A 26,077-nucleotide genomic window follows, 5' to 3' on the forward strand; every position below is an offset into this window, starting at 1 on the left:
CCGTCAGGAACGCCCGCACCTGCTCTGCGTCAATGGCCACCTTGCGCCTCATGGTGGATGCACTCTTTGCCCGACTGACACCTCCGCCGCACTCAGCTACCGAGCGAGCGTATGCTGATCAACTCGCTAAATGAGGGGATCCTTCAGGCCATGGTGTCCAGTCACTTTATCCTCAACTGGGGGCAATCCCCCTTCTGGGGGAGAGGCAGCCGCCCAATGGCGCGCTACAAGACGCGGGCACGCAGCACTTCGTCGAAAGCACCACCAGAACCGACTGCGAGGAACGCTCGAAATGCTGAGGGCCGTTCAGGGTTCTTGGTCAGACAGGCATGTTGAGGCGAGCCGCCTGGTAGAGAAGGTCCAAGCGGCCGTCGACGCGCAGCGTGGCGAAGATGCTTTTCACGTGGCTCTTCACCGTGTTGCGGGAGATCCCCAGCTCCTCGGCGATTCGCTGGTCGTTCCAGTTGCTGAGCATGCCCATGGCGACAGTGACCTCGGTGGGGGTGAGCTCGCACTTCATCTGCTCGGGGAGCGGGATGGAGTTGGGGAGCTCGTTCATCATGAGGGCCCATTTCCGGGGACCCTCGGGGGCACGCAGTTCGATGAACCGGACCACGCGGGAGCAATTCCCGTGCATGCGGACCCAGGTGTCCTTGCCGAGCCGGGCATCTGGCGTCATGCGCACCAGGGCCTCCAGCTGCTCCTTGAGGGGGATGGGAATGCCAGACGAGTGGAGGTCGGAAGGGGCGAACCATTGCTCCAAAAGGACGGCGGCGTTCGGGGAGCGCAGCACCTCGCGGTGGGGTGGCTCCACGACGAGGATGGCGCCATTGGGGCGGCGGTAGAGCTCCTCGAGGATGTTGGCGTAGGTGGCGAGGCCCTGGGTGACACCGCATTTGCGGATGGCTTGGGTCAGGTGCCGGGTGATGCTCGCGAGAGCGTCGGCATTCTGGGCGGAGAACGGCCGTGGCAGGTGTCTATAGAGCGCGAGGGCGGCGACGACGCCGGGGCGGATGGTGAGGAGGACGGCCATGATGTGCTCCATGGGCGGCCCCAGCTCGATGCTGCGTTGGCGGATGAAGCTCCCCTCGAACTCCTTGCGGGACATGAGCTGCGAATCGCGGACGACCCAGTTGGGCCGTTTGATGATGGGCTCCCGGAAGAAGTCATGTTTGATCACCTCGTCGTACCGCTCGAGGATGGGAAGGCGATGGCCCGGAACGTGCCATTCGTTCCCTGGCGAACGCCCATCCTCCATGAGGCACAGCGCCATGGCGTCTGCCTGCGCGAGTTGGAGGAGGTGGGGGCGGAGTGCCTTGAGGGCTTCAGGAAGGCTCAGCGGGTCATGGAGGGCGAGGAGTGCCTCGTCCCTGAGCGAGTACTCGGCGGCAGTGAGATTCGGTAGACGGACCATTCACCCTCCTGGAGTAGGCCACCCCTCAAGTTGTACGAGGTGACCTCTCATCCATAGCCACCGACTGAAAACCTGTCCCCCACTCTCCAGAGGGATTGACTGGAGCGGAACACGGCGTCCCCAGTCGGTGCCTCAGAGCCGGCGCAGGAACGCGATCAGGTCGACCTGGCCCAGATACGTGACGAACGCCGAACCGATACTCATGAACCCGTCGCTCGGAGTGGCCGCGAGCTCCCACACGCGGGAGCAGAGCCGAAGCCGGAAGAGGCAAGTGCGCCGCCTTTAGCAGCGGCGAGGCAGGAGCGATGCGTTGCCTACGGGGTGCAGAGCGACTGACGCGGGCTGGACGGGCTTGCCCACCAGGAGACGCAGGCCTCGACGTTGCCGGTCGGACCGGGCTTCGGCGCGAAGACGTTGCCGTACACGTCGCTCCGATTGACGAAGTGCGTGGTGGACTCGGAGACGGCGATACCATTGTCCGTCACATGAACCCCCATCAGGGGCCACGACCCGCTGGGATTGGTCCCGTACGCGACGTCGGCCTGGGCGAAGTAGACCGTCGGGGCGCCCACGGAGCCCGGCGTGCACGTCGCCGAGTACAGCCTGACGCAGGCGGCGCCCTGGCACTTGTTCTTGAGCAATGTGACGTTGCTGCACACGCCCAGGGGCTGCGTGGGCGGATTGGCGGGGCAGAAGGCCGGACGGGTGGAGGTCCCCAGCAACGCGCAGATGTCCTCGCCCGGCTGGGCGGAGGCTTCGGCGTAGAGCGGGCGCAGTTCCGAGATGTGGACCTTGCGGTCACCGCTGTTCCGGGTCGCGCGCACGACGAACGTCTGGGCGGTGATGGGGTTGATGAATCCCAGCGTCGCGAACTTGAAGCCCTGGACATAGTCGAACGTCGCGGGCGAGCGAGCGTCCTCGACCACCCATCGGTACGTGCTGGTCGCTGCATCGAAGTATTGGACCGCCCAGCTGTTGTCCCAGGGCGTGGAGCTGCTGGGGGCCACGCCCCCGACGATGCCGGCGAACCCCGTCAGCTTGACCGGGGTGGGGAACGTGAACGTGATGTCCAGGGGCGAGCCTGAATAGTCGATGACCGTGAACTGGTTCGGCACGCAGTCGAGCAGACCGATGGTGTTGTAGAGGCCGCTGGGCGGCGGAGAGATGGTGATGTTGCTCGGCGCATTCCCCATGGGCACGAGTGGACAGGCACTCTGGGCCCAGGCCGCGCTCGTCGGAAGCATGATGGCCAGGAACACGGTCGCCAGACGGTAAAGCCATGCGTTGCGCATGCGAAACCCCCTTGGTGATGGTCCACCCAGGGGGAATGCATACGCAGTCATGAGTCAAATCCAGGCCAGGACTCCGCCCCCTCCAGAATAATACACCCCGTGCTCGGCCTTCGGGGATGGGAGGACAGTGCCAAGGAACAGCAGTGAAAGAGAGCGGGCGGATTGAACGTCAAACAGACACATGATTGAAGCCGTTCAGGTCCATGACAACCCAAGACCCCAATCCGACGCTCGCTCCGTTCCCGCGTGTGCCTCAATCCTTGGTGTTTGCTCAAGCGTGGGCAGAGCCGACGCCGGAAGAGGCAAGTGAGCCGCCTGATGCAGTGGCGAGGCAGGAGCCGACCCAGGAGCACCCGCCGCGGCTGGATGGGGCCGGCTTCTGCGCAGGAGCTTTGCGCTGGACGTGTTCGCGTGCGGCAGGTGTGGAGGCAGGCTCGAGGGGGCAGGTGTAGCTGAGGAAGGGGAGAAACACCGCGCCATCCAGATGATGGAGGAGGGGTGGGATGCGTCCCCAATGGGGAGACATGCTGGAGACGCTTCGGGGCCAGAAAAGACCGAGGCCGGAAACCGCTGGGTCTCAGCGGCTTCCGGCCTCGGTCCTTCAGTGTCCCCGACGGGATTCGAACCCGTGTTACCGGCTTGAAAGGCCAGCGTCCTGGGCCTCTAGACGACGGGGACGTCGTCACTGCTTGAGTCGCGGGGGGCTCGAACCCCCGACCCTCGGCTTAAAAGGCCGGTGCTCTACCAGCTGAGCTAGCGACTCGCTATTCTTTTTTTGGCACCGGCTGCGGATCCGCCAGCGGCCCCGCGAGGCGCTTCCTACCAGCAGCGCCCGGGGAGTTCCACTGGCGATCGCAGGCGCCCCTTCCTGACACGCTCCGTCCCGCCCCTGGGTGAACATCCGCTCGCCGGGCACCCGCCGTCCGTCAGCGTCCGGCGCTATACACAGGGCATGTCCCAGGAAGCTCCCGAACCGCCCGACGACGCCGCCGAGGACGAAGAGGCAGGGGAGCAGGCCCCGTTCCGCCGCTACCTCACCCGCGCGGGCGCCGAGCGCATGCACCGCGAGCTGCTCCAACTGCTCAACGAGGCCCGCCCCAAGGTCACCGCCGAGGTCTCCGCCGCCGCCGCCCAGGGCGACCGTTCAGAAAACGCCGAATACATCTACGGCAAGAAGCGCCTGCGGGAGATCGACCGGCGCATCCGCTTCCTCTCGAAGCGCCTGGACACCGCCACCATCGTCACCCCCTCGGAACAGGCGGACCGCTCGAAAGTCTACTTTGGCGCCACCGTCACCCTGGAGGACGAGGGCGGAATCCGCAGCACGTACCAGATTGTCGGTTCGGACGAGATCGACGCCGCCGGAGGCCGCATCAGCGTCGAGTCACCCATGGGACGCGCGCTCCTGCGCAAGGCCCCAGGCGACACCGTGGAGGTGCGGCGCCCGCGGGGGGAGATTGAACTCACCCTGGTGGACATCCGCTACGACTAGGACGCTCCCATGCCCCGGACGCCAGAGCTCACCACCCATGCTCGCCGCATCTATTCGCGCCTGAACAGCGCGGACCTGGCCGCGTCCGCGGGGGAGTCCCTGTCCCTGGAGGACCTGGGCCTGGAGTCCGGCGGCGACCGCGTGGGCCTGGCGTTCGGCACCTACAGCCGCGAGGGCCTGGAGCACGCCCTCCGGGCCTATGGCTTCGCGCAGCGCCTGGAAGAGCGGGTAGGGCCCGTCGAGCTGCGCCTGTCCTGCCAGGACCCGTTCCAGCCGCGCATCACGCTCCTGAGCCGCCGCTATCACGCTGCCGTCGTGGACCTGTCCCTGCGTCAGGCCATGGGCGCGGAGGTCGGCTTCACCCGCTCGGCCGCGGAGGCGCCGCTGCTCTACGTGGACAGCCTCCTTCTGCAGCACCCGGGGCGCCCCTTCGACTGGAACCGTCCGCCGCTGCCGGGACAGCTCCATCCTGGACTCTCGCTGTCGCGCGACCTGCTGGAGCTCCTGCACCTCATGGCCCGCCGCATCGGCGCGGAAGGCGTGGCGCTGATGCCCGCGACCTTCTCCGCCGCGTGCGTCTACGAGCGGCGCTTCACCTTCGCGGACGGCGTCGCGCAGGGGCACTTCAGCGCCCTTCGCCGCGCGGGCCGCGGCTGGCCCCGCTGGATGCTGGCGTGGGCGGTGGAGTTGGGCTGCATGCGGGACGCGCAGGGACAGCCGACCCTCTTCACGCCCACGCCGATGATCAGCCCCCTGTCGCGGCGGGTGGCCCGGCGGCTCGACACGGGCGGTTGGCACAAGGCCTGGCGCCTCCACGCGAAGCAGGCGCTGTCGCTGGACGAAGAGGCGTTGCAGGCGCGCTTCCCCTGGGCCCGCATGCCTCCCGGCCCTCCGCCCGAAAGGGTGGTGGAGGTGCTCGGGTATGATCCGCTGGCGCCCGCGTCGCTCTTCCAGGACGCCAGCGAGCCCGCGCCGGCCCCGGTGCGCTCGGCCGCGACGTCCTGAGGGGCCCGCGGTAGCGCCCCGTTTCCGGAACGCCCGTGCTGTTTCGGACGGACCTTCGCGCTTTCAGACGGGAATGCGGCTGCTGGCCCCTCGTTCGGTGCCTATATTCAGCGGTGTTGGTCCTCCACGGTCGTCGCTCGCCGTCAGCAATCGCACCCGAACCAGGTCAGGTCGCGAAGCCCTCGATGCGAAAGAACTTCATCCTCGACACGAACGTCCTCCTCCATGACCCCCGCAGCATCTACGGGTTCAAGGACAACAACGTCATCATCCCCATCTACGTCATCGAGGAGATCGATCAGTTCAAGCGCGATCTCTCCGAACTGGGGCGCAACGCGCGACTGGTGGCGCGCTACCTGGATTCCTTCCGCGCCGAGGGCTCCTTGAAGGAGGGTGTCCCGCTGCCGCACGGCGGGATGCTCCGCGTGGCCTTCACCGACCGTTCGCTGCCGTCCTCCATGGCGGACAGCAACCTGGTGGACAACCGCATCCTCGCGGTGGCCCTGGACATGATGGAGACCGAGCCGGAGACCCAGGCCGTCTTCATCACCAAGGACACCAACCTGCGGATCCGCGCCGACGCCCTGGGCCTCTCCGCCCAGGACTTCGACACCGAGCGCGTCGAAATCACCGACCTCTACACCGGCTTCACGGAGCTGCTCGTCCCCACGGAGATGGTGGATCAGCTCTACAAGCCCGGCGGTGAAGTGGAGGTGCCGGCCCAGGACCGGCTCTTCCCCAACCAGCTGGTGCTGCTCAAGGACGAGCTCAACCCGTCCCACACCGCCATGGCCCGCTTCAGTGGCGCCAAGGCGCGGCTGGTGCCGCTCGCGCGCAACAGCAAGGAAGGCACCTGGGGCATCCGGCCGCGCAACATGGAGCAGGCCTTCTGCCTGGACCTGCTGCTCAATGACGAGATCAAACTCGTCACGATCGTGGGCAAGGCAGGCACGGGCAAGACGCTGCTCGCCATCGCCGCGGGCCTGCAGAAGGTGACGGAGGAGGGGCTGTACCACAAGCTGTTGGTCAGCCGTCCCATCTTCCCCCTGGGCCGGGACATCGGCTACCTGCCGGGCAGCGTCGAGGAGAAGCTCAACCCCTGGATGCAGCCCATCTTCGACAACGTCGAGTTCCTCATGAACCTGAGCCGCGCGGACAAGAAGGCCGGGCGCGGCCACCATGAGCTCATCGACCTGGGGCTGATGGAGATCGAACCGCTCACGTACATCCGCGGGCGCAGCATCCCCAACCAGTTCATCATCGTGGACGAGGCGCAGAACCTCACCCCGCACGAGGTGAAGACCATCCTCACGCGCGTGGGCGACAACACGAAGATCATCCTCACCGGCGACCCGTTCCAGATCGACAACCCGTACGTGGACTCCACGAACAACGGGCTCGTGCACGTGGTCAACCGCTTCAAGAACGAGAAGATCGCCGGCCACATCACCATGGCCAAGGGCGAGCGCAGCATGCTGGCCGAGTTGGCGGCCAACCTGCTGTGAAGCGCCCAAGGCCCGTGCCTGATAGAGACGAGTCATGACCCAGGACGGCACCGACAAGCCCGACGCCCCCGGCGAGGAGAAGAAGCCCCTCGTCGAGTACCCCTCCGTCTACGAGTACAAGGTGATGGGCAAGGCGACGGTCGAGGAGACGCCCGGCTTCGAGGAGCACGTGCGCTCGCTCTTCCGGCGGAAGCTGGGCTCGGAGGTCTCCCCGGACTCCATCCACGTGCAGCACAGCCGCAAGGGGAAGTTCGTGTCCCTGAGCGTGTCCGTGCTGCTGTTGTCCGAGGAGCAGCGCCGGGGCATCTACGCGGTGCTGCACCAGGATCCCCGCATCGTCTACTACCTGTGAGGCAGGCGGTGCGCGGGCGGATGCCCCAGGGCGCCCGGAGGCGGCCGGCGGCTGGAAGTCCGGCCGGGGTGCGTATATGAGGGTGGAATGAGTCCCGCTGAGCAATTCCCGCTGTACCACCCGCCGGGGGCGCAGCGCGCGTTCGGATCCGACGACGCCACGCGCCGCTTCGCCAAGGTGGCCCAGTTGGAGCAGGGCTCCCGAGTGCTGGTGCTCGGCTGTGGTCCGGAGGGCGGCGCCGCCGTGCTGCTGGCCCAGGAGCTCAAGTGCTCCGTGGTGGCCGTGGACACGGATGAGACCCTGGTGTCCCCCGTCCGCGAGCGCGTGCGCAGCCAGGGCCTGACGGATCGCATCGAAGTGCGCCGCGTGGCGCCGGACGCGCTGGGCATGCTGGACGGCCCCTTCCACGGCATCCTCGTGCCGGGGCGCGTGCAGTACCCGCTGGACGTGTCGCTGCGCGTGTTCCGCCCGCTGCTGGGCAAGCGCGGCCGCGTGGGCTTCACCTTCCCGGCGCGCGTGGGCCGCTTCACGCCCAAGCCCGTGCTGGACTTCTGGGAGAAGCGCCTGGGCGCGCCGCTGCTGCTTCCGCGCGAACTGCTCCAGGCGCTGGAGACCTCCGGCTTCGAGCCGGAGTCCGTGGAGTCGCTGCACGACACGGAGCTGGACGCGCTCTACAAGGACATGGAAGCGAACCTGCCGGAAGGCGCCTCGCCGGAGAGCGCCACCTTCCGCGAGGAGCTGGCCCTGCACCGCGAGCACAACCAGCGGCCGGGCGTCAGCTACGCGTTCGCGGTGGGCCGTCGCAAGGAACCGGGTGAGAAGCCCCCGGCGTCGCGCGACCGCGGCTGAAGTCTGTCGGAGTCTTGATGCGTGGGGGAGGGCCCGGAGACGCGGGCCCTTCAACCGCCGGGACTACTGCACGCCGTTGAAGTCGAGCAGCTCGATGGACTCGGGCGCCACGGACAGCGTGACCTGCTCGCGGTAGCCGGCCGCGTCGCCGCCGACCTGGAAGGGCATGGGGCGCGCGAAGCGGATGGTGACCTCGCGGGCGTGGAAGTCGTGCAGGCCTTCCGGAGCCCAGCGGCCGTTCCAGAGGCGGGGGAGGTTGGCCAGCACCTGCGTGGGCGACACCTGTCCCAGGCGCAGCTGTAGGAAGCCCCGGCGGTCATTCGCGTGGGGGAACATGCGGAAGCCGTAGCCGTAGAAGGGCATGGTGCCCGCGGCGGCCATCATCAGCTTGCCCCGGAAGAGCAGCGCGCCCGGCGCCAGCGGCCCGCCCACCGTCTGGCCCTCCGCGCCCAGGCGGTAGGCTTCCGACGGGCCGTTGACGACTTCGCACTCCACCAGCACGGAGCTGGTGAGGTAGTGCGGCACCGTCTTGAAGGCCACCGCGGAGAAGTAGCCGCCACCGCCGGACATGACCCGCTTGAACAGGCCCTTGCCCAGCGACTCCTTCACGGCGATGTAGTCGTTGAGCACCTTGCCATCCACGCCCAGTCCCGCGAAGGGCGCGCGCTGGCCGTCCACCTGGACCAGGTCCATGGTGCGCACGCTGGGGATTTCCGCCGCGCGGGCGCGCACCACGTCGTTGAGGATGCCGTCGCCCCGGGTGCTGGACGCGTTGACGAACGCCGCGATGCCGTTGCCCGTGCCCAGCTTGAGGATGCCGAAGCGCGGCGCGGTCTGGCCGGCGAACTTCCCGCGCGGGCCCACCTGCTGCAGCACCTCGTTGACGAAGCCCATGAAGGTGCCGTCGCCGCCGCCGGTGAAGACCGTGGGGTAGCCCCGCTCCAGTACCGTCTGCGCGATGCGCCGCGCGTCCAGCGGCGAGCGCGACAGGAACAGGTCCTCCTCCGGCACCACGTGCGACAGCAGCTTGACCACCCGGGCGTCCACCTTGCGGGCGTTGGCGTTCAGCAGCACCGCGACCTTCGGTTCGACGGACGGAAGCGCCGCGGGGGAGCGGCGGAAGTCCGTGGAACGCAGGGGCTGAACCAGCATGGACGACTCCAAAGGGGCGGGGAGCGGTATGACAGCGCTGACGCGGTTCGGACTGTGCACTTTTCTCGCCAACCCCTGACGCGTGGTGTCAGGCGGACAGGTGGAAGTGATTCCGAGGGGTTGAACGGTCCGCTGGTGTCCAAAATGCCCGCCCGGTTGCTACCGCGGGGTGACGGCAGTGTAGAGCGCGTTACGCACCCGTGGCGCTCGGATGGCGTTCCAGTGACACGCGGTCGGCCGGGCCTGCGCACTGCGCTACGCAGCGGGCGTCATCACCTTTGCGCTGGGTGCCCGGGCCTACGGGAAACCCGTCCTCGCGTTTGACACGCCGGGGGGGGTGGTTACGTTGGGCTTACATCGGGATTTCGCAGGAAAAACGCAGTCATTTCCAGAGGATGGGAACCGTGGGCAAGATTATCGGAATCGACCTGGGCACCACGAACAGCGTGGTGGCGATCATGGAGGGTCGCGAGCCCAAGGTCATCGTCAACGAAGAGGGAGCCCCCACCACGCCTTCGGTGGTCGCGTTCACGAAGGACGGGGAGCGCCTGGTCGGTCAGGTGGCGAAGCGCCAGGCCATCACCAACCCGGAGCAGACCGTCTACTCGGTGAAGCGCTTCATGGGCCGCCGTTTCGAGGAGACGACCGAGGAAGCGAAGCTCGTCCCCTACAAGGTGGGCCGTGGCCCCAACGGCGACGCGCGCGTGGACATCGCCGGCAAGCAGTACAGCGCGCCGGAGATCAGCGCGCAGGTGCTGCTGAAGCTCAAGCGCGCCGCGGAGAACTACCTGGGTGAGAAGGTGACGGAGGCGGTCATCACCGTCCCGGCGTACTTCAACGACGCCCAGCGCCAGGCCACCAAGGATGCCGGTGAGATCGCCGGTCTGACGGTGAAGCGCATCGTGAACGAGCCGACCGCGGCGGCGCTCGCGTACGGCATGGACAAGAAGAAGGATGAGAAGATCGCCGTCTACGACTTCGGCGGCGGCACCTTCGACGTGTCCATCCTGGAGGTGGGCGAGAACGTGGTGGACGTGCTCGCGACCAACGGCGACACGCACCTGGGCGGTGACAACATCGACCTGGAGATCATGAACTGGCTGATCAGCGAGTTCAAGAAGGACACCGGGCTCGACGTCAGCAAGGACAAGATGGTCATCCAGCGCCTGAAGGAGGCGGCGGAGAAGGCCAAGATTGAGCTGTCCAGCGCGACGCAGACGGAGATCAACCTGCCGTTCCTCACGGCGGACGCGTCGGGTCCGAAGCACCTGAACGTGAAGCTCACGCGCGCCAAGTTCGAGCAGATGATTGGCCCGCTGGTGGAGCGTTCGCTGGAGCCGTGTCGCAAGTGCCTGAAGGACGCGGGGCTGGACCCCAAGGAGCTCAACGAGATCGTCCTGGTGGGTGGCTCCACGCGCATCCCCATGGTGCAGGAGGCGGTGAAGAAGCTGTTCGGCAAGGAGCCGAACCGCTCCGTGAACCCCGACGAGGTCGTGGCGCTGGGCGCCGCGGTGCAGGCGGGCGTGCTCGGCGGCGAGGTGAAGGACATCCTCCTGCTGGACGTGACGCCGCTGTCCCTGGGCGTGGAGACGCTGGGCGGCGTGATGACGAAGCTCATCGAGCGCAACACCACCATCCCCACGCGCAAGTCGGAGACCTTCTCCACGGCGGCGGATGGCCAGACGCAGGTGGAGATCCACGTGCTGCAGGGTGAGCGCGAGATGGCGGGCGACAACCGCAGCCTCGGCCGCTTCCACCTGACCGGCATGCCCCCGGCGCCGCGCGGCGTGCCGCAGATTGAAGTGACGTTCGACATCGACGCGAACGGCATCCTCAACGTCAACGCGAAGGACAAGGCGACCGGCAAGGAGCAGAAGGTCACCATCAGCCACTCGTCCGGCCTGTCGAAGGACGAAGTGAGCAAGATGGTCGACGACGCGCGCAGCAACGAGTCCGCGGACAAGGCGCGCCGCGAGCTGGTCGAGGTGAAGAACCAGGCGGAGAGCCAGTCCTACGCCGCGGAGAAGATGATCAAGGAGAACAAGGACAAGCTCACCCCCGAGGTGGCGAAGGCCGTCGAGGACGGTGTCGCGGAGCTGAACTCCGTCCGCGAGGGGCAGGACAAGGACGCCATCAAGGCGGCCCTCGAGAAGCTCCAGCAGGCCAGCTACAAGGCAGCGGAGGAGATGTACCGGGCCACCGGCGGCGCGCCGGGCGCCACGCCTCCTCCGGGCGCCGAGCCCTCCGCGGCTCCGGGCTCCAGCGCCCAGCCGTCCGCGAAGGACGACGTGGTGGACGCCGAGTTCCGCCAGTCTTGACGCCGTGAGCCTCCCGCTCCGTGGCGGGGGCTGAAGTCCCAAGGGCCGGTGCTCCGACGAGGGGCGCCGGCCTTCTTCTTTTCTCCGCGGCGGTGGACGGGTGTGCCGGACGCGGGATGAGGGCCGGTAGCAACCCCGCGAATTCACGCGGGAGCGTGTGGCGGAGGCACTGCAAGGGGAGGGTGGGTTCCTCGCTGTCCACCACGAAGGTGTCCCGCCATGTCCCGCATCGACTCCCTGCTGTCCGGCGTCCTCCCCGACCTCGCCGCGCCCAAGGGCGCATCGCTTCCCCTGGCCTCGCGTTTGGAGGCGCCTTCACGGACGTCGGCTGCTCCGGCCAACTCCGTGGAGGTGTTTCGGGGGACCGGCGCGCAGGCCACGACTCCCTCGAGGGCGCCGCAGGTGGCGCCCCGGGCGCGGGAGGGCAACGGCTTCGACTTCGGCGTGGGGGGCGCGTTCCCCCCGAAGCCCACGGGCTCCATCCAGGAGCAGCTGAAGCAGGGGGCGCGGCTTCTGGAGCAGACCCAGGCCGCCGCCTTCAGCGTGACGTTGGACAAGGGCGCCTCGATGGATGCCTACGCGCGCAAGCAGCTGGGGCACCTGGACCCGAGCCCGCCGATTGCTGGCGCTCCCACGGCGCTCACCGACTACACCAGCACCATCCCCGGCGTGTCCGCGAGGGACGCCTTCGAGGCCTTCGTCAGCAACCCGGAGCTGCTCTTCGGGGCGGCGGGCATCTCGCTGCGGCCGGCGGCGAGCGCGCTGACGGATGGCGCCCGGCTGTTCCTGGAGGAGCAGGGGCCGCCGCCGGTGTGGGCGCCCATCGCCGTGAAGCTCAACGAGACGGAGCGCGTCGTCCACATCACCACCCTGGACGGACACCCGCTGCGCGGCACCAACCAGTTCGTCTTCGACGACGACGGCAGTGGCGGCACGCGCATCCGACAGTACTCGGCCTTCCAGGGCAGCTCCCCGGCGACGTCGGTGGGCATGGCGCTGATGGATCCTATTGAACGGCAACACGACATCTGGCGCAGCGTGCACGGACAACTGCATGAGATGCTCAAGCCGCGTTGACATACTGGGCGCAAGGGGACGCTGACGCATGACGACGCTCCAGACGACACCGCCGGGACATGACGTGGTGCTCTACGACAGCCACTGCCGCGTCTGCAGCGGCGCCGCGCGGGAGATGCGCAAGGTGGTGGGCGGGCAGGGTACGCGGCTGCTCTCGTTCCGCGACGAGGGCGTCCTGGACGCTTTCCCAGGGGTGAGCTTCGAGCGCTGCGAGAAGGCCATGCAGCTCATCCAGGCGGACGGCCGCGTCCTTGAGGGAGCGGAGGCCATCGTCCGCGCGCTGGGCCGGCGGCCGTTGGGGCGGCTGCTCTACGTGTACTACGTCCCCGGACTGCGGCAGCTGGCGGACGCGGTGTATGGGGTGGTGGCCCGCTACCGCTTCCGCATCGCGGGTCGCAACTGCCCCGACGGGGCCTGCGCGGTGCACTTCAAATAGGGGGAGGGGCGCGGGTAGCATGCGGCCTTCCCCGCATCCTCCTCTGGCCCTTTAGTGACTTCGCCTCCTCCCAACCTGCAGGCCGCCCAGTCCTTTCGCCGCTTCTTCGGGGAGCTGAGAGAGACGTACCTGGAGCGGGAAACGCTGTTCACGCAGATTGAGCTGGCGCTGCTCTGCCGCGAGCACGTGCTGGTGGTGGGGCCGCCCGGGACGGCGAAGAGCGCCGTCGCCAGCGCCGTCCTGGGGCGCATCACCGACGAGGTGTCCGGCCTGCCGTCGCTGTTCTCCAAGCAGATCGCGGAGACGACGCTGCAGACGGACCTCATCGGTCCGGTGGACTTCAAGGTGCTCACGGAGACGGGGCGCACCGAGTACCTCACCGACGAGGGCATGCTGGGCGCGGTGCACGCGTTCCTGGACGAAGTCTTCGACGGCCGGGACATGCTGCTGCGCTCCATCCTCAACGTGATGTACGAGCGGGAGCTGAAGCACGGCCGCAAGGTGACGGCCGGCCGCACCGAGTGCGTGGTGATGACGAGCAACCGGTACCTCACGGAGGTGCTCGCGCGCTCGCCGGAGCTGCTGCTGGCGTTCGCGGACCGGTTGAGCTTCATCAGCTTCGTGCCCAAGGCCTTCGCCCGGCGGGAGAGCCGGGCCGCCATGCTGCACCGCTTCGTGCACGGGACGCGGCCGGACCTGCGCGCCACGCTGACGCTCCAGCAGTTGGACCTGCTCCAGGACGCGGTGGCCCAGGTGAAGGTGCCCGGCCACGTGCTGGAGGGCGTGGAGATGCTCACGGACGCGCTGGAGCGCGCGCTCGTGGCGCAGGTGTCGAAGCTGCCGGACTACGTGCCCACGAAGTACTTCTCCCAGCGCTCGGTGGTGAAGGCGCTCTGGACGTTGAAGGCCGCGGTGGTGCGCGATCAGATCTACCGCCGTCCGGACCGGCCGCTCGAAGCGACCGTGGAGGACCTGGACGCGCTGCGCTGGTTCTTCCTCCTGGGCGGTCCTCCCGCGGCGGAGGCGGACGCGCTGCTCAAGGCGGCAGTGGACCCTCGTGAGCGGGCGCAGCTGGAGATCGTCCGGCTGGAGCAGCGCACCTTCGACGAGGTGCTGGGCAAGGTGCGGCAGGAGCTGGGCGGTGGCGTGGAGCGCGAGGCGACGACGCTCGCGGCCGCGGACGACGTGAACGCCGCGGAGGGCCTGAGCCGCAACTGGCAGGCGGGTGTGGTGTCCACCACCGCGCGCGGCGTGTTGGGCAAGCTGGTGCCCGGGCCTCGCCACGGTCAGAACCGGGCGCTGCTGCTGGTGGCGGCGCGTGCGCTGGTGGCTGCCCTGGAGCAGCGGCTGTCTCGGGGCATGACGGTGGGGCAGGGGGAGGGGCGCGGCGGTGTGGCGTTGCTCATCGCCATCCGCGACGTCCTGGAGCTGAGCCGGTCGGTTTCGGAGCTGAAGCCGGGCTACCCCGCGCTGTGCGAGTCGGCCGCGCGGTTCCTGGAGCAGGCGCTGGAGATGAGCGCGTCCGCGGCGGAGGGGCTCGCGTTCGAGGACAGCGTCAAGATGGAGTGGCTGGTCGGGCTCGCGGAGAACCTGGAGGAGGAGCTGGGCGTGATGGGCTCGCTGGCGGCGATGCTCAGCGAGGCGGTGCCCTCCCTCCACGAGCGGCTGCGCGACGCGGACAAGGACACGCGCCGCCGGGTGGTGGCCGCGCTCCGGCGCCGCGTTTCGGCGGCGTTCCCCGCCCAGGCGCCCCGGGGCCGCAAGGATCCGCTGGATGCTCTGTCCGCGGACTCGCGGCGGCTCACCCAGCTGGAGAACGCCCTGACGGCGTTGGATCCGTCCCAGGCGGGGTTGAAGCAGGAGCTGCTCCGGCCACTGAGCGTGGCGTACGCGCGCGAGGTGCTGGGCGCGACCCCGTTTGAGCGCATCGAGCAGTACGGCCGCGCGGTGCAGGCGGTGGCGGAGAACCTGCGCCGCGAGGGCGTGACGGCGGAGCCGGTGCTCGCCGAGTGCCGCGACCTGATGGAGAACCGCCTCCGGGAGCATGCTCGCGTGCTGTCTCGCGAGGTGGCCAGCCCGCCGCCGGCACCCAACGCCGTGCTCAATGGCGACGCGTACACCTACTACCGGGGCGAGCTGTCCGCGCAGGCCCCCGACGGCGAGCTGACCGCGCTCGTGGGCCTGGACGGACAGCTGATGGCGGCACGTCCCGCGTCCGCGTCCGCGTTCCTCTCCGACACGGTCCGCGCTGCCGTGGCCGAAGCGGAGCTGTCCTTCATCCAGTCGCGCATCAAGTACCTGCGCAGCTGGCTGACCCAGCTGCTGTCCGCGCTGCCCGCCCCGGAGGCGCTCAACGGCCGTGCCGACGCGGAGCGCACCTTCGAGCGGCTGGTGCGCAGCCGCTTCCCCCAGCTCGCGCTCAAGGAGGGCGAAATGGTGCGGCTCAAGGCCACGCTGAACATGCTGGAGACGCTCCCGGGTGAATTGGGGGAGAGCGCGCGCAAGCTGTCCGCCCAGCTTCGCGGCATCGACGAGGACTTCGGACGCTTCAGCCGGCAGGTGCTGGAGCGGCGGACCGCGCAGTGAGCGCTGGGGCCATGTTCGGAAGGCGGCGCTGAGACGTGCTGGCGCGTCGGCTCACTCCCCTGCGGCAGCGCCTGGATGCGCTCCGCCAGCCCGTGGCGGCCCGTGGCGGCCCGTGGTCCTGGCCCTTCGGCCGCAAGCTGAAGGGGCCGGAGGACATGGGCCTGCCGGTGCTCGTGGCGCTCGACCGCGAGTTGGATCGCGTGGGCGTCCACACCGCCGCGGATGCCCGGCTGCTGCTCGCGCTGGGCACCCAGCGGGGCAGGGCGGGGGCGCTCGCGCAGGGGCTCGCGACGCGCGCGAACCAGGCCCTGGAGGAGTACGAGGAGTGCCTGCGCCTGGTGGAGAAGGCGCACCGCTCCGGCGAGATGCCTTCGGGGGCCCTCACCGCGCTGGACCGCGGCTTCGTGCGGCTGGCCCGCGCGGTGAAAGTGGCGGATCTCTTCAGCCGGCCGCTGGAAACGCAGGGCGGTGAGGACGCGCCGTTCGAGATCTTCGAGCGCCCGGCGGGGACGACCCGGGAGCGGCCCCCAGCCAATGCGCGCCTGGCCGTCGCGGAGTTGCTGGCCGCTCGTGCTCGGGACAACGTCATCGACCTGGTGCAGAAGCGGCGCGATCTGGACCTGGCCCACGAGATGCTGCTTCGCCTGGGCACCACGGACGCGGATCGCGCGCGGAGCATGGCGCTGCGCACCGACGTGGCGGAGGCGCGCGAGCGGGTGCGCGAGGTGCCGCCCACGCGCTCCCTGGAGGCGCTGGTGCGCGGCGTGCGGAAGGCCGCCCAGGAGGATCCCCGGGAGGCCTATCGGTCGTTGCAGGGCCTCTACGAGCGCGCCATCGAAGCGGGAGACGCGGAGCTGGCCTCGGCGGCCCGGCGCGCGCTGACGCCGCTGCTTCCCCCGGAGTCCCGGCTGACGCGGATGGTGGAGGAGGCGGAGGCGGGCACGCGGCTGCAGTGGCTGGGGGAGGCGGATGCCGAGGCCGACTCCGGACGCGAGGCGGAAGACGCTCCGGACGAGCAGCTCGCGGACCTGGCGTTCTCCCTGAAGCCGGAACAGCTGGCCACGTTCGACCTGGCGGCGGGGTGCGCGCGCTTCTTCGACGTGGAGGACGCGTTGTCGGAGGAGATCGTCGAGAAGGATGCCGCCTCCGTGCGGGCCGTCCCGCGCCAGGTGCCCTATCCGACGCAGACGATGTCGTTCGACACGACGGGCAGCCTGGATGAGATCCACCACTTCGTCATCACGGATCCACGGCGCCTGCTCCAGGACCTCGCGGGGCACCGGCAGCTCGTGCGCACGTACCTGGACGACGCGCCGCCCCCCAAGCCGCGCAAGGTGAAGCGCACCGCCGTGCGCGTCTACGTCTGTGACGCCTCCGGCTCCATGCACGGCGCGCGGGCGCGCTTCCGTGACGCGTTGATCATCGCGGAGCTGAACAACCTGCGCGTGAAGGCGCGGCGCGAAGAGAACTTCGATCCGCTCTACTTCAGCTTCTTCAACGACGTGCCCACGGAGTTGGCCCGCGTGGACACCGCCGCGGAGGCGACCCGGCAGATTGAGAAGCTCTTCCGGGACTCTCCCGCGGAGGGGCAGACGGACATCTCGCTGGCCCTCCTGTCCGCCTTCGACTCCATCCGAGCCGCGCAGGGGCGCGACCCGTACCTCGCGCGCGCCACGGTGGTGCTCATCACCGACGGCGAGGACCGCGTGGACCTGGACCTCATCCGCCGCACGCGCGCGCCCATGGGGGCCCTGGACATCGCGCTGAGCTTCATCTCGCTGGGCGAGGAGAACCCGGACCTCAAGTCCCTGGTGCTGGAGCAGCGCGCCGCCGGAGGCCGCGCCTTCTACCACCCGCTCTCCGACGAGGAGATCCGCTGGGCACGCACGGAGTTCGACACGCCCTGGCGAACGCTCCTGCCTCGCGACGTGCCGGCCTCGCTGGAGGCCCTGGAGGCCCTGGCTCCGCACCTGGACGCGCTGGAGGCGGTGGCGGCGGGCCGCGCGCCCGGTGCGGGCGTGGCCGTGGAGGCCTCGTTCGACGCGCTCTTCCCGTCCACTCCCGCGGCGTCCACCGTGCCGGAGACGCCCGGGGCGGAGTTGGTGGCGCGGGTGACGGACATCCTGGAGGCGGTGGGCGAGGCCGCGTCGCTCGCCTCCGCGGACCGGCGCGCGACGGAGAGCGTGGTGCTCCTGCAGCACCTGCTGTCCGTCTACGGACTCACGCCCGCGCGCTACCTGGCCGTGCTGTCCGGCGGAGGGCGTCCGGTGGCCGAGGCGTTGGAACGGGTGCGGTTGCTCTGCCGCCCGTTCGGGTAGGCTTCAAGGCACGCGCCATGTTCGGCTTCCTCAAACGCAAGAAGACCCCCGCGGCGCCCGTGGACCCATTGGCCACGTTCGACCGGCTCATCGAGGACCTGGAGCGTCAGGCGGCCGAGGTGCGCAAGTCCGCCGCCACGCTGCTGGCCCTCAAGGGCGAACTCTCCCGCGGAGTGACGCGCTACACGGCCCGCCTGGGCGACATCGCCGGACGGCGTCAGACGGCGCATGACCGGGGGGACGCGAAGGGCGTGGGAGTGCTGGAGCGCGACCGCGTGCAGACCGAACGTCTGTTGGAATCCACGCGGGAATCGCTGCGGCGCGCGGAGCGGGACTCGGCGCTGCTGCTCGGCGCGGCCGGCGAGTTGGGCGAGCGCGTGGCGGACCTGCGCATCGAGCGGGAGAGCGCATCCGCGCGCATGGCCGCGGGCGGCGTCGTCACGGAGGCGCTGCGCGAGCAGGTGGAGCGCTTCGACCGGGTGATGGCGCTGGATGCGGCCCGCGACGAGGTGGAGAAGGCGCACGCGCTGGCGGACATCTACCGCGAGGAGCACCAGCCCCACGCCGCGCCCGAGCGCGTGAAGTAGGGCAGGGCGCTCAGGTCCGCCGCGCCGTCTGGTGCAGCTCCAGCACGATGTTGCCGCCCTTGAAGAGCCGCACCGCGCCGGAGGTCTGGCTCACCGTGAGCGCGATGCAGTGCGTGGAGGACGTGATGCCCGCGGAGGCCGCGTGGCGCGCGCCCAGACCCAGGGGAATCTTCACCGTGTCGTCGTTGGCGGACAGGTAGCGGCCCGCGGCCAGCACCACGCCGTCCTCGCGGATGACGAACGCGCCGTCCAGCACGGAGAAGTTCTTGATGGCGTCGCGAATCTTCGGGTCGAGCACGTTGCGCTCGGACTCCGACAGGCCCTGGAACGGGTTGATGGTGAGCTGCCGGCTCTTCTCCAGCACGCTCGTGTGGTCGCCAATCGTGATGATGGTCCCGATGGGGTGGCCCTCGAAGCCCTCCTGGCCAATCTGAAGGGCCAGTTGAATCAGCGCGTCCACCACCTGCGAGTTGAACTCCTCGCCCAGCTTCACGCCCTCGATGGCCAGCCGGTCGTCCAGCGATCCTCCGATGCGCATCTGCATCAGCATGTCCGGAGCGCGGCCCACCTTTCCCGTCATGCAGAGCACAAGGTCGCTTTCCTTGAACGCTCCCTGGGACAGCGCGGAGACGAGCGCCACCTTCACGCGCTCCGTGCGCGAGTAGTCATACGCGGGAATGACGAGCGCGCGGGCCTTCTTGCGCAGGAGTTCCTGCGCCAGCGGCTCCAAGGTCACTGCGTACACCAGCTTCTTGCGTGCGGGCTTACCCCGGAGGTCGTCCGGCGAAATGGGCGTGTCGCAGATGTAGAGGAAGTGGTCGACGTCGCTTTTGGCGGCCAGGGAGAGCGCCGAGCGCAAGAATTCCCGATCGAACTTCGTGTTGTCGCTCAAGGCGCCCCTCGTGCACCCACGTTTTAAAGCAGGTCAGCTTGACACTGGGAACTGCATGAATAAAGCTTTCGGGCCCTTTTTTTCGGGGTCAGGCCCCCTCTACCCGTCCAACGGAGCCGCAGGCTGTGAACCAGAAAGATCTCAAGCGTTACAAGAAGATGCTCGAGGACAGCAAAACGAGCCTGCTCGAAAGCGCGAAGAAGACCCTGGTGGAGGAATCGTCCTTCGACACGGACGACCTGCCTGACGAAATCGACCAGGCCGCTTCCGAGTACACCCAGTCCATGGTCTTCCGTCTGAGGGACCGCGAGAAGTTCCTCCTGCAGAAGATCGACGGCGCCCTCAAGCGCGTGGAGGACGGCACCTTCGGCATCTGCGAGCGCTGCGAGGAGGACATCTCCCCCAAGCGTCTGGATGCGCGTCCGGTGACGACGCTCTGCATCCGCTGCAAGGAAGAGCAGGAGAAGAAGGAGAAGTCCTACGGCTGAGGCCGTGGCTTCACCGGGCCGCACGGGGCTCCGATGCCCGTGCGGTCCGCGCCTCTCAAGCGAAGCGCCGTTGCTTCAGGCCGCCGCGGGCTGGATTTCCACCCGCAGCAGCTGACGGCCGATGAGGAAGTGGTCGCCGTTGTCGACGAAGGTCGGCCCCGCCAGGCGGATGAAGGTGCCGTTGGACGAGCCGACGTCGCGCACCATCAGCCGGTCCCCGCGCACCTGCAGCAGCGCGTGCCGCCCGGACACGAAGCCGTCCGTGGGGAAGGCGATGTCGCCCTGCTCACGACCCAGCAGGTTGTCGCCGTCCTTGAGCGGGAAGGCCGCGCCGCGCAGGCCGCCCTCCAGCAATTGGATGAGCCGCAGCCGGTAGCCGGGATCCGGCGAGCCCCACACCTGCGTGCCGCCGGGCCCCAGCGCCGCGGCGGGGATGGGCTCCAGCACCATGCGCTGACGGCCCAGGCGCAGCTCACCGCCGGCGGGCAGCTCGCGCTCATTGCGCAGGCGCACGAAGACGCCGTTGGCGCCGCCCACGTCCTCGATGGCGAGGCGGGCGCCGGAGAAGAAGAAGCGCGCCTGCACGGGCATGATGAACGGGTCGTCGTTGAGCGCGATGTCCGCCTGCTGTCCGCAGGTGAGGGTGTCGCGCTGCATGCGCACGAGCGCTTCAGGGCCGCCGTCCGCGCGCACCACGCGGATGGACACCTGTGGGCGCGACGAGATGTGCGCCACGGCCATCACCATGGTTCCGGAGCGCAGCGCCGAGCCGCAAGCTCGGCAGACAGTGGCATCCCGGGAATTCTCGGTGTCACAGCGGGGGCAATAGTCCACGGCGTCCATGCGAGTTTCCCTTCTAGCAGGCCGGCGCCGCGTTGGGGGGCCCGACAGCGTACGGCTTGCCCCCACCCGAGGGGCATGGTGAAGTCCCGGGCCCACTGACTGGACGCTGACGTGTACTGCCCTTCCTGCGGCGCCGACGCCGAAGATTCCTCCCGTTACTGCCCCGCCTGCGGCGCGACGCTCCTGCGCTCGGCGGAGGGCGGCGACGAATACGTGGGCAAGACGATTGCCTCCAAGTACCGGGTGGAAGCCCTCATCGGCGAGGGCGGCATGGGCAAGGTGTACCGCGCCCGGCAGCTCGCGCTGGACAAGGTGGTGGTGCTGAAGGTGCTGCGCCACACGCTGCTGTCGGACGAGCGCACCGTCGCGCGCTTCCAGCGTGAGGCCAAGGCCGCCAGCCGCCTGAATCACCCCAACTCCATCAGCGTGCTGGACTTCGGCCAGGCTGACGACGGCGCGCTCTTCATCGCGATGGAGTACGTGGCCGGGCAGGACCTGCATCAGATCCTCAGCCGCGAGTGGCCGCTGGGCGAGGCGCGCGTGGTGCGCATCGCCCTCCAGATCCTGAGCGCGCTGTCGGACGCGCACGGCGCGGGCGTCATCCACCGGGACCTCAAGCCCGAAAACATCATGGTGGAGCAGCGCCGCAACGAGCCGGACTTCGTGAAGGTGCTGGACTTCGGCATCGCGAAGATCACCGACTCGCAGGACGAGGGCCCGGCCCTCACGCGCGCGGGCTTCGTGTGCGGCACCCCCGAGTACATGTCGCCGGAGCAGGCGCGGGGCGCGGTGTTGGATCACCGCTCGGACCTGTACGCGGTGGGCGTCATCCTCTACCAGCTGACGACGGGCCTGCTCCCCTTCGAGTCCGACTCGGCGGTGGGCTTCGCCACCAAGCACCTCACCGAGGAGCCGCCCCCGCCCACGCGCCGCCGCCCGGACGCGCGCATCTCCCCGGGCATGGAGCGGCTGATCCTCCGCGTCCTGTCCAAGGACCCGGATGACCGGCCGGCCAACGCCGGGGCCTTCAAGGCGGAGCTGCTCGCCGTCGACAAGGAGCGCCGTCGCGGAGGGGCCGCCGCCAACGACACGGGCGGACGCCGTCCCCAGGCCTCTGGCGTGCTGGCCCCCATCCCGCGCAAGTCCCAGGCCGCGCACAACGCCGCCCGCAACAACACGGCCTGGAACGACGTGACGGTGGAAGCCACCGTGCAGGGCCTGCCGCATTCGCGCACCCCTGTCTCCGAGGAGTCCACGCTCGCGCAGGAGGGCACACGGACCTCCGTGGCCGCGCCCGCCTCCGGTGGCGGCGACGGCATCATCCTCTTCTTCAAGGCGCTCACCACCGTGCTGGTGCTGGGGGCGGTGGGCTTCTTCGTCTACTACTTCGGCATTGGCGCGGGCAGCGGCTCCGAAGGCAACCAGTACGTGGCGCCGCCCAACGCGCCCCGGTTGCTCACCTCCGGTTCGGATCAGCCGGACTACCTGCGGCAGATCCCCAGCAACGCGCGCAACGTGGACAAGGCGCGCAAGCTGACGCAGGACGGGGACCGCGACGTGATGGCCGGGGAGCTGGGCCGCGCGACCTCCAGCTACAAGGAGGCCTTCAACTTCAACCCGGAAGCGGAGCTGGCCCTCAAGCTGGGTGAGCTGTACTGGCAGCGCGACAACACGGACGAGGCCCGCGGCTGGTGGGTGCGTCACCTGACCGACATGCCCGACTCGCGTGCGCGCGCGTACATCGAAGTCCGGCTCGGCAGCCCGGTGGCGCGTCCCTCGTCGCCCTGAGTGCCGGTAGTACCCGGCCCGGACCGACTCGGCCCGGTGCCGCGCGGGCCGCTTCCCGTCAGCCCAGCGTCTCCACCTGCATGACGTGCTGGCCCAGGCGGACGCGGTCGCCCGGACGCAGGGGCCGCTCCGTCGCGGGCGGGATGCGCACGAAGGTGCCCAGGCCGCCAGAGAGGTCGCGCAGCATCGCGCCGGTCGCCGTGGGGCTCAGCTCGCAGTGCCGGCCGGCGAGCCCCTCGTCATTCGGGTACGCCAGGTCGCAGTGGGCCTGTCCGATGGTGAGCAGCGCCGCGGCCGTCACCACCGCGCGGCCCGCCCTGCCACCCATGTGAACCTCTTCCACGCCGTACAGCGCCTGGCCGAGCGGCGCGGGCGAACCATACGGGGTGGGCCGGCCCGCCACGGGTGCGGGGGACTCCACGCGGCCGGTGAAGCGGAACAGCCGTTGGCCCGCGCTGAAGAGGGCTCGCGGCGCCAGCGGCTCCGTGCCGGCGAAGGTGACGTAGACGCCCGACGCGCTCGACTCGTCGCGCACGTAGAGGGCGCCGTCCTTCACCAGGAAGGTGGCGTGCAGCGGCGACACGAAGACGTCGTCCGGGAAGAGGATGGCGCCGCGCTGGCGGCCCACCACGCAGCCCGTCACCGGCAGCTTGTAGCGCTGGCCGCGCGTCGTCCCGGCGATCACCGCCAACCCGAAGCGCGACGCCACGGGCGGAGGACGCGCCGTGGCGCCCGTCGTCGCGGGGGGCGTACCCGCCGGAACCGGCGCCGTGGCTCCCGTACCGCCGCGAGGGGGCAGGGCGTTGTCCGGCACGGGCGGAGGCGGGCGGGTGTTCGCGGGCGGCAGGGCCGGCCCGTAGCCTGCTCGGGGAGGAGGCGGCGTCCCCGTGGCCGGCGGCGCGGCCCGGCGGGCCTCCACCATCAGCCCCTGGGCGGCGGTGGGCGGCGGGGTGCGCGCGGAAAGCTTGAGCCCGGGCGGCACCGCGCTGGGCGGCGGAGGCGGCGTGGGGGGCGCGAAGGGCTCGCCCGGGCGCGTGAAGCTGGAGACGGCGGCGGGACGGCCCGCGCCAGGGGGCGGCGTCACCGGCCGGGGCGGGGTCGTGGCCGCCGGACGGGGGGCCGGAGCGGCCTCTTCCATCGCCTGGCCGCACAGTGCGCAGGTGGCCGAGCGTGCCGGGTTGAAACCGTCACAATTCGGGCAGACCACCGGGAGCGCGGACAGCAGAAGCTGAGACATGGGCAGAGGGCCAATCTAGGGGGGCGTGAAACGCCGGGTCAACGAAAGCCTCGGACCAATTTCCAGGGCGCCCGGGCCTCCAGGACCCGGCGGGGCACGCGATGTTCCAGGGTAACGTTGCCCCTGCTGTTTGAGGCAGTTACGATTGTCACCGCCTCGATGATTCGCCTGAACGACATCCTGCAGCGGGTTGCGTCGTACCACCCGGACCCCGACCTGGACATCATCAAGAAGGCGTACGTCTACTCGGCCAAGGTCCATCAAGGGCAACTCCGCAAGTCGGGAGAGCCCTATCTCGTCCACCCGCTGGAGGTGGCGGGCATCCTCGCGGAGCTGAAGCTGGACGAGGCGTCCATCGTCACCGGCCTGCTCCACGACACCATCGAAGACACGCTCGCCACGGCGGAGGAGCTCACGGAGCTGTTCGGTCCGGAGGTCGCCCAGCTGGTGGACGGCGTGACGAAGCTGTCCAAGTTCTCCGCGTCCGCGACGCTCTCCCAGGAGGAGAAGCAGGCGGAGAACTTCCGCAAGATGATCATCGCGATGGCGCAGGACATCCGCGTCATCCTCGTGAAGCTGGCGGACCGCACGCACAACATGCGGACGCTGGATCACATGTCCGAGGAGAAGCAGGCCCGCATCGGACAGGAGACGCTGGACATCTACGCGCCCCTGGCCAACCGCCTGGGCATCTCCTGGATCAAGACGGAGCTGGAGGACCTGTCCTTCCGCTACGTGAAGCCCCAGGAATTCTTCGCGCTGGAGGAGCAGCTCAACAAGCGCAAGAAGGAGCGCGAGGCGTACATCGAGGACACCTGCGACCTGATGCGCGCCAAGCTCCAGGAGCGGGGCCTCAAGGGCGACGTCAGCGGGCGCTTCAAGCACGTCTACAGCATCTGGAAGAAGATCAAGTCGCAGGGCATCGACTTCGATCAGATCCACGACATCATCGCGTTCCGCATCATCGCGCCGTCGGTGCCCTCCTGCTACGAGGCGCTGGGCATGGTGCACCAGATGTGGAAGCCGGTGCCCGGGCGCTTCAAGGACTTCATCGCCATCCCGAAGCCCAACATGTACCAGTCCCTGCACACCACGGTGATTGGTCCGTTGAGCGAGCGCGTGGAGGTGCAGATCCGCACCTCGGAGATGCACAAGATCGCCGAAGAGGGCATCGCGGCGCACTGGGCCTACAAGGAAGGCCGCGCGCCCATCTCCAAGGACGACGAGAAGTTCGCCTGGCTGCGCCAGCTGATGGAGTGGCAGCAGGACCTCAAGGACCCCAAGGAGTTCCTGGAGACGGTGAAGGTCGACCTCTTCACCGACGAAGTCTTCGTCTTCACGCCCAAGGGCGACGTGCGCAGCCTGCCGCGCGGCGCGACGCCGGTGGACTTCGCGTACGCCATCCACTCGGACGTGGGCGGCCGGTGCGTGGGCGCCAAGGTGAACGGCAAGATTGTTCCCCTGCGCTACAAGCTGAAGAACGGCGACACGGTGGAGGTGCTCACCAGCCCGCAGGCGCACCCGTCCAAGGACTGGCTCACCTTCGTCAAGACGAGCCGCGCGCAGCAGCGCATCCGCGGCTTCATCAAGCAGCAGCAGCGCGACAAGAGCCTGCAGCTGGGCCGTGAGCTGGTGGAGCGCGAGTTCAAGCGCTTCCAGCTCAACTTCAACAAGCTGGTGCGCTCCGGCGAGGTGAAGAAGGTCGCCGAGGAGCTGGGCTTCCGCGTCGAGGACGACATGCTGGTCGCCATCGGCTACGGCAAGGTGACGCCGCAGCAGCTGGTGATGCGCCTGGTGCCGCAGGAGAAGCTGGCGCAGGCGGAGCCGCCTCCGCGTCCCACGGACGGCAACGGTACGGGGGCGAACGCGTCCATGCTGCCGGGCCTGTCGCGCATGACGGACCTGGCCAAGCGGCTGGTCGGGCGCAACAGCCGCAGCGGCGTCCAGATTGGCGGCGTGGACGACGTGCTGGTGCGCTTCGGGCGCTGTTGCAACCCCGTTCCCGGAGACCCCATCGCGGGGTTCATCACCCGGGGGCGGGGCGTGACGGTGCACACGGTGGGGTGTGAGAAGGCCCTGGCCACGGACCCCGAGCGGCGCGTGGACGTGTCCTGGGACGTGAAGGGCGACTTCAAGCGGCCCGTCACGCTGCGCGTGCTGACAGCGGACCGGCCGGGCCTGTTGGCGGACATCACCAACACGTTCTCCAAGAAGAGCGTCAACATCTCCCAGGCGAACTGCCGGGCCACCGGCGACGACCGGGCGGTGAACACCTTCGAGGTCACCATCTCCGACCTCAAGCAGCTGACGGACCTGATGCGCTCCATCGAGCGGTTGACGGGCGTCTACTCGGTCGAGCGAATCTAGCCCTGTCCTGTGCTACAGCCCGCGGCGGACCCGCGGCCCCCGTCCTCCTTGGGGGCCGCCGCAACGCGAGGTGTGCTGC

General features: G+C 69.2%; 20 protein-coding genes and 2 tRNA genes. 14 read left to right on the plus strand and 8 right to left on the minus strand.

Features of this window, described 5'->3' with window-relative positions:
• Positions 1 to 319 precede the first annotated feature (319 nt).
• The 4 genes from GTZ93_RS40370 to GTZ93_RS40385 all read right to left on the minus strand — a co-directional run bounded on the left by GTZ93_RS40370 (position 320) and on the right by GTZ93_RS40385 (position 3,469).
• Positions 320 to 1,414, minus strand: a complete 1,095-nt coding sequence (locus tag GTZ93_RS40370) for a LuxR C-terminal-related transcriptional regulator (protein WP_139920905.1) — start codon at positions 1,412 to 1,414, stop codon at positions 320 to 322.
• Between the two features lie 314 nt (positions 1,415 to 1,728).
• Entirely contained in the window at positions 1,729 to 2,706 is a 978-nt protein-coding gene (locus GTZ93_RS40375; RefSeq protein WP_139920903.1) for a hypothetical protein, read from the minus strand.
• A 605-nt stretch (positions 2,707 to 3,311) separates the two neighbouring features.
• Positions 3,312 to 3,384, minus strand: a tRNA-Glu gene (locus GTZ93_RS40380).
• A 12-nt stretch (positions 3,385 to 3,396) separates the two neighbouring features.
• Positions 3,397 to 3,469, minus strand: a tRNA-Lys gene (locus GTZ93_RS40385).
• Between the two features lie 189 nt (positions 3,470 to 3,658).
• On the opposite strand from GTZ93_RS40385, the gene greB reads away from it, so the two are divergent.
• The 5 genes from greB (at position 3,659) to GTZ93_RS40410 (ending at position 7,909) form a co-directional block, all read left to right on the plus strand.
• Positions 3,659 to 4,198, plus strand: coding sequence for a transcription elongation factor GreB (greB, locus tag GTZ93_RS40390; protein WP_139920902.1), 540 nt, complete (start codon positions 3,659 to 3,661; stop codon positions 4,196 to 4,198).
• A 9-nt stretch (positions 4,199 to 4,207) separates the two neighbouring features.
• Positions 4,208 to 5,203, plus strand: a complete 996-nt coding sequence (locus GTZ93_RS40395) for a deacetylase (protein WP_120575118.1) — start codon at positions 4,208 to 4,210, stop codon at positions 5,201 to 5,203.
• 185 nt (positions 5,204 to 5,388) lie between these two features.
• A complete protein-coding gene (locus tag GTZ93_RS40400) occupies positions 5,389 to 6,708 on the plus strand; it encodes a PhoH family protein (RefSeq protein WP_120575119.1) in 1,320 nt (439 codons plus the stop codon).
• Between the two features lie 34 nt (positions 6,709 to 6,742).
• Positions 6,743 to 7,060 carry an HP0495 family protein gene (locus GTZ93_RS40405; RefSeq protein WP_139920900.1) on the plus strand — a complete coding sequence of 106 codons (318 nt, stop codon included), beginning with the start codon at positions 6,743 to 6,745 and terminating at the stop codon, positions 7,058 to 7,060.
• An 87-nt stretch (positions 7,061 to 7,147) separates the two neighbouring features.
• A complete protein-coding gene (locus GTZ93_RS40410; protein ID WP_120575121.1) occupies positions 7,148 to 7,909 on the plus strand; it encodes an SAM-dependent methyltransferase in 762 nt (253 codons plus the stop codon).
• A 63-nt stretch (positions 7,910 to 7,972) separates the two neighbouring features.
• Here GTZ93_RS40410 and GTZ93_RS40415 read toward each other — a convergent pair whose 3' ends face one another.
• On the minus strand, positions 7,973 to 9,061 hold the full coding sequence (locus GTZ93_RS40415) for a diacylglycerol/lipid kinase family protein (protein WP_121779285.1): 1,089 nt from the start codon (positions 9,059 to 9,061) through the stop codon (positions 7,973 to 7,975).
• Between the two features lie 404 nt (positions 9,062 to 9,465).
• On the opposite strand from GTZ93_RS40415, the gene dnaK reads away from it, so the two are divergent.
• The 6 genes from dnaK (at position 9,466) to GTZ93_RS40445 (ending at position 18,383) form a co-directional block, all read left to right on the plus strand.
• A complete protein-coding gene (gene dnaK, locus GTZ93_RS40420; RefSeq protein ID WP_120575131.1) occupies positions 9,466 to 11,379 on the plus strand; it encodes a molecular chaperone DnaK in 1,914 nt (637 codons plus the stop codon).
• 219 nt (positions 11,380 to 11,598) lie between these two features.
• A complete protein-coding gene (locus tag GTZ93_RS40425) occupies positions 11,599 to 12,456 on the plus strand; it encodes a hypothetical protein (protein WP_139920898.1) in 858 nt (285 codons plus the stop codon).
• A gap of 28 nt (positions 12,457 to 12,484) precedes the next feature.
• Entirely contained in the window at positions 12,485 to 12,892 is a 408-nt protein-coding gene (locus GTZ93_RS40430; protein ID WP_120575124.1) for a thiol-disulfide oxidoreductase DCC family protein, read from the plus strand.
• A 54-nt stretch (positions 12,893 to 12,946) separates the two neighbouring features.
• The gene (locus GTZ93_RS40435) at positions 12,947 to 15,478 is read left to right on the plus strand and encodes an AAA family ATPase (RefSeq protein WP_161663339.1); all 2,532 of its coding nucleotides are present in this window, start codon (positions 12,947 to 12,949) and stop codon (positions 15,476 to 15,478) included.
• Between the two features lie 35 nt (positions 15,479 to 15,513).
• Entirely contained in the window at positions 15,514 to 17,796 is a 2,283-nt protein-coding gene (locus GTZ93_RS40440; RefSeq protein WP_139922617.1) for a vWA domain-containing protein, read from the plus strand.
• A 17-nt stretch (positions 17,797 to 17,813) separates the two neighbouring features.
• Complete coding sequence (locus GTZ93_RS40445) at positions 17,814 to 18,383, plus strand: PspA/IM30 family protein (RefSeq protein ID WP_139922615.1); 570 nt, start codon at positions 17,814 to 17,816, stop codon at positions 18,381 to 18,383.
• A gap of 10 nt (positions 18,384 to 18,393) precedes the next feature.
• On the opposite strand, the gene GTZ93_RS40450 is transcribed toward GTZ93_RS40445, so the two are convergent.
• Complete coding sequence (locus GTZ93_RS40450; RefSeq protein WP_121779280.1) at positions 18,394 to 19,275, minus strand: DNA integrity scanning protein DisA nucleotide-binding domain protein; 882 nt, start codon at positions 19,273 to 19,275, stop codon at positions 18,394 to 18,396.
• A 125-nt stretch (positions 19,276 to 19,400) separates the two neighbouring features.
• On the opposite strand from GTZ93_RS40450, the gene GTZ93_RS40455 reads away from it, so the two are divergent.
• Positions 19,401 to 19,763 carry a TraR/DksA family transcriptional regulator gene (locus GTZ93_RS40455; protein WP_120564404.1) on the plus strand — a complete coding sequence of 121 codons (363 nt, stop codon included), beginning with the start codon at positions 19,401 to 19,403 and terminating at the stop codon, positions 19,761 to 19,763.
• A gap of 75 nt (positions 19,764 to 19,838) precedes the next feature.
• Here the strand turns inward: GTZ93_RS40455 and GTZ93_RS40460 are convergent, their stop codons facing one another.
• Positions 19,839 to 20,606, minus strand: coding sequence for an FHA domain-containing protein (locus tag GTZ93_RS40460; RefSeq protein ID WP_014395768.1), 768 nt, complete (start codon positions 20,604 to 20,606; stop codon positions 19,839 to 19,841).
• A gap of 111 nt (positions 20,607 to 20,717) precedes the next feature.
• On the opposite strand from GTZ93_RS40460, the gene GTZ93_RS40465 reads away from it, so the two are divergent.
• Positions 20,718 to 22,394, plus strand: coding sequence for a serine/threonine-protein kinase (locus GTZ93_RS40465; protein WP_120575129.1), 1,677 nt, complete (start codon positions 20,718 to 20,720; stop codon positions 22,392 to 22,394).
• Positions 22,395 to 22,452: 58 nt separating this feature from the next.
• Here GTZ93_RS40465 and GTZ93_RS40470 read toward each other — a convergent pair whose 3' ends face one another.
• The gene (locus GTZ93_RS40470; RefSeq protein WP_161663340.1) at positions 22,453 to 23,631 is read right to left on the minus strand and encodes an FHA domain-containing protein; all 1,179 of its coding nucleotides are present in this window, start codon (positions 23,629 to 23,631) and stop codon (positions 22,453 to 22,455) included.
• Between the two features lie 159 nt (positions 23,632 to 23,790).
• Here GTZ93_RS40470 and GTZ93_RS40475 point away from each other — a divergent pair, with 159 nt between their 5' ends.
• Positions 23,791 to 25,998 (plus strand): RelA/SpoT family protein, encoded by a 2,208-nt coding sequence (locus tag GTZ93_RS40475; protein ID WP_120581530.1) that lies wholly within the window; start codon positions 23,791 to 23,793, stop codon positions 25,996 to 25,998.
• Positions 25,999 to 26,077: the final 79 nt, after the last annotated feature.

It is taken from the genome of Corallococcus exiguus (assembly GCF_009909105.1).
In the GTDB taxonomy this organism is placed as follows: Bacteria; Myxococcota; Myxococcia; order Myxococcales; family Myxococcaceae; genus Corallococcus; species Corallococcus exiguus.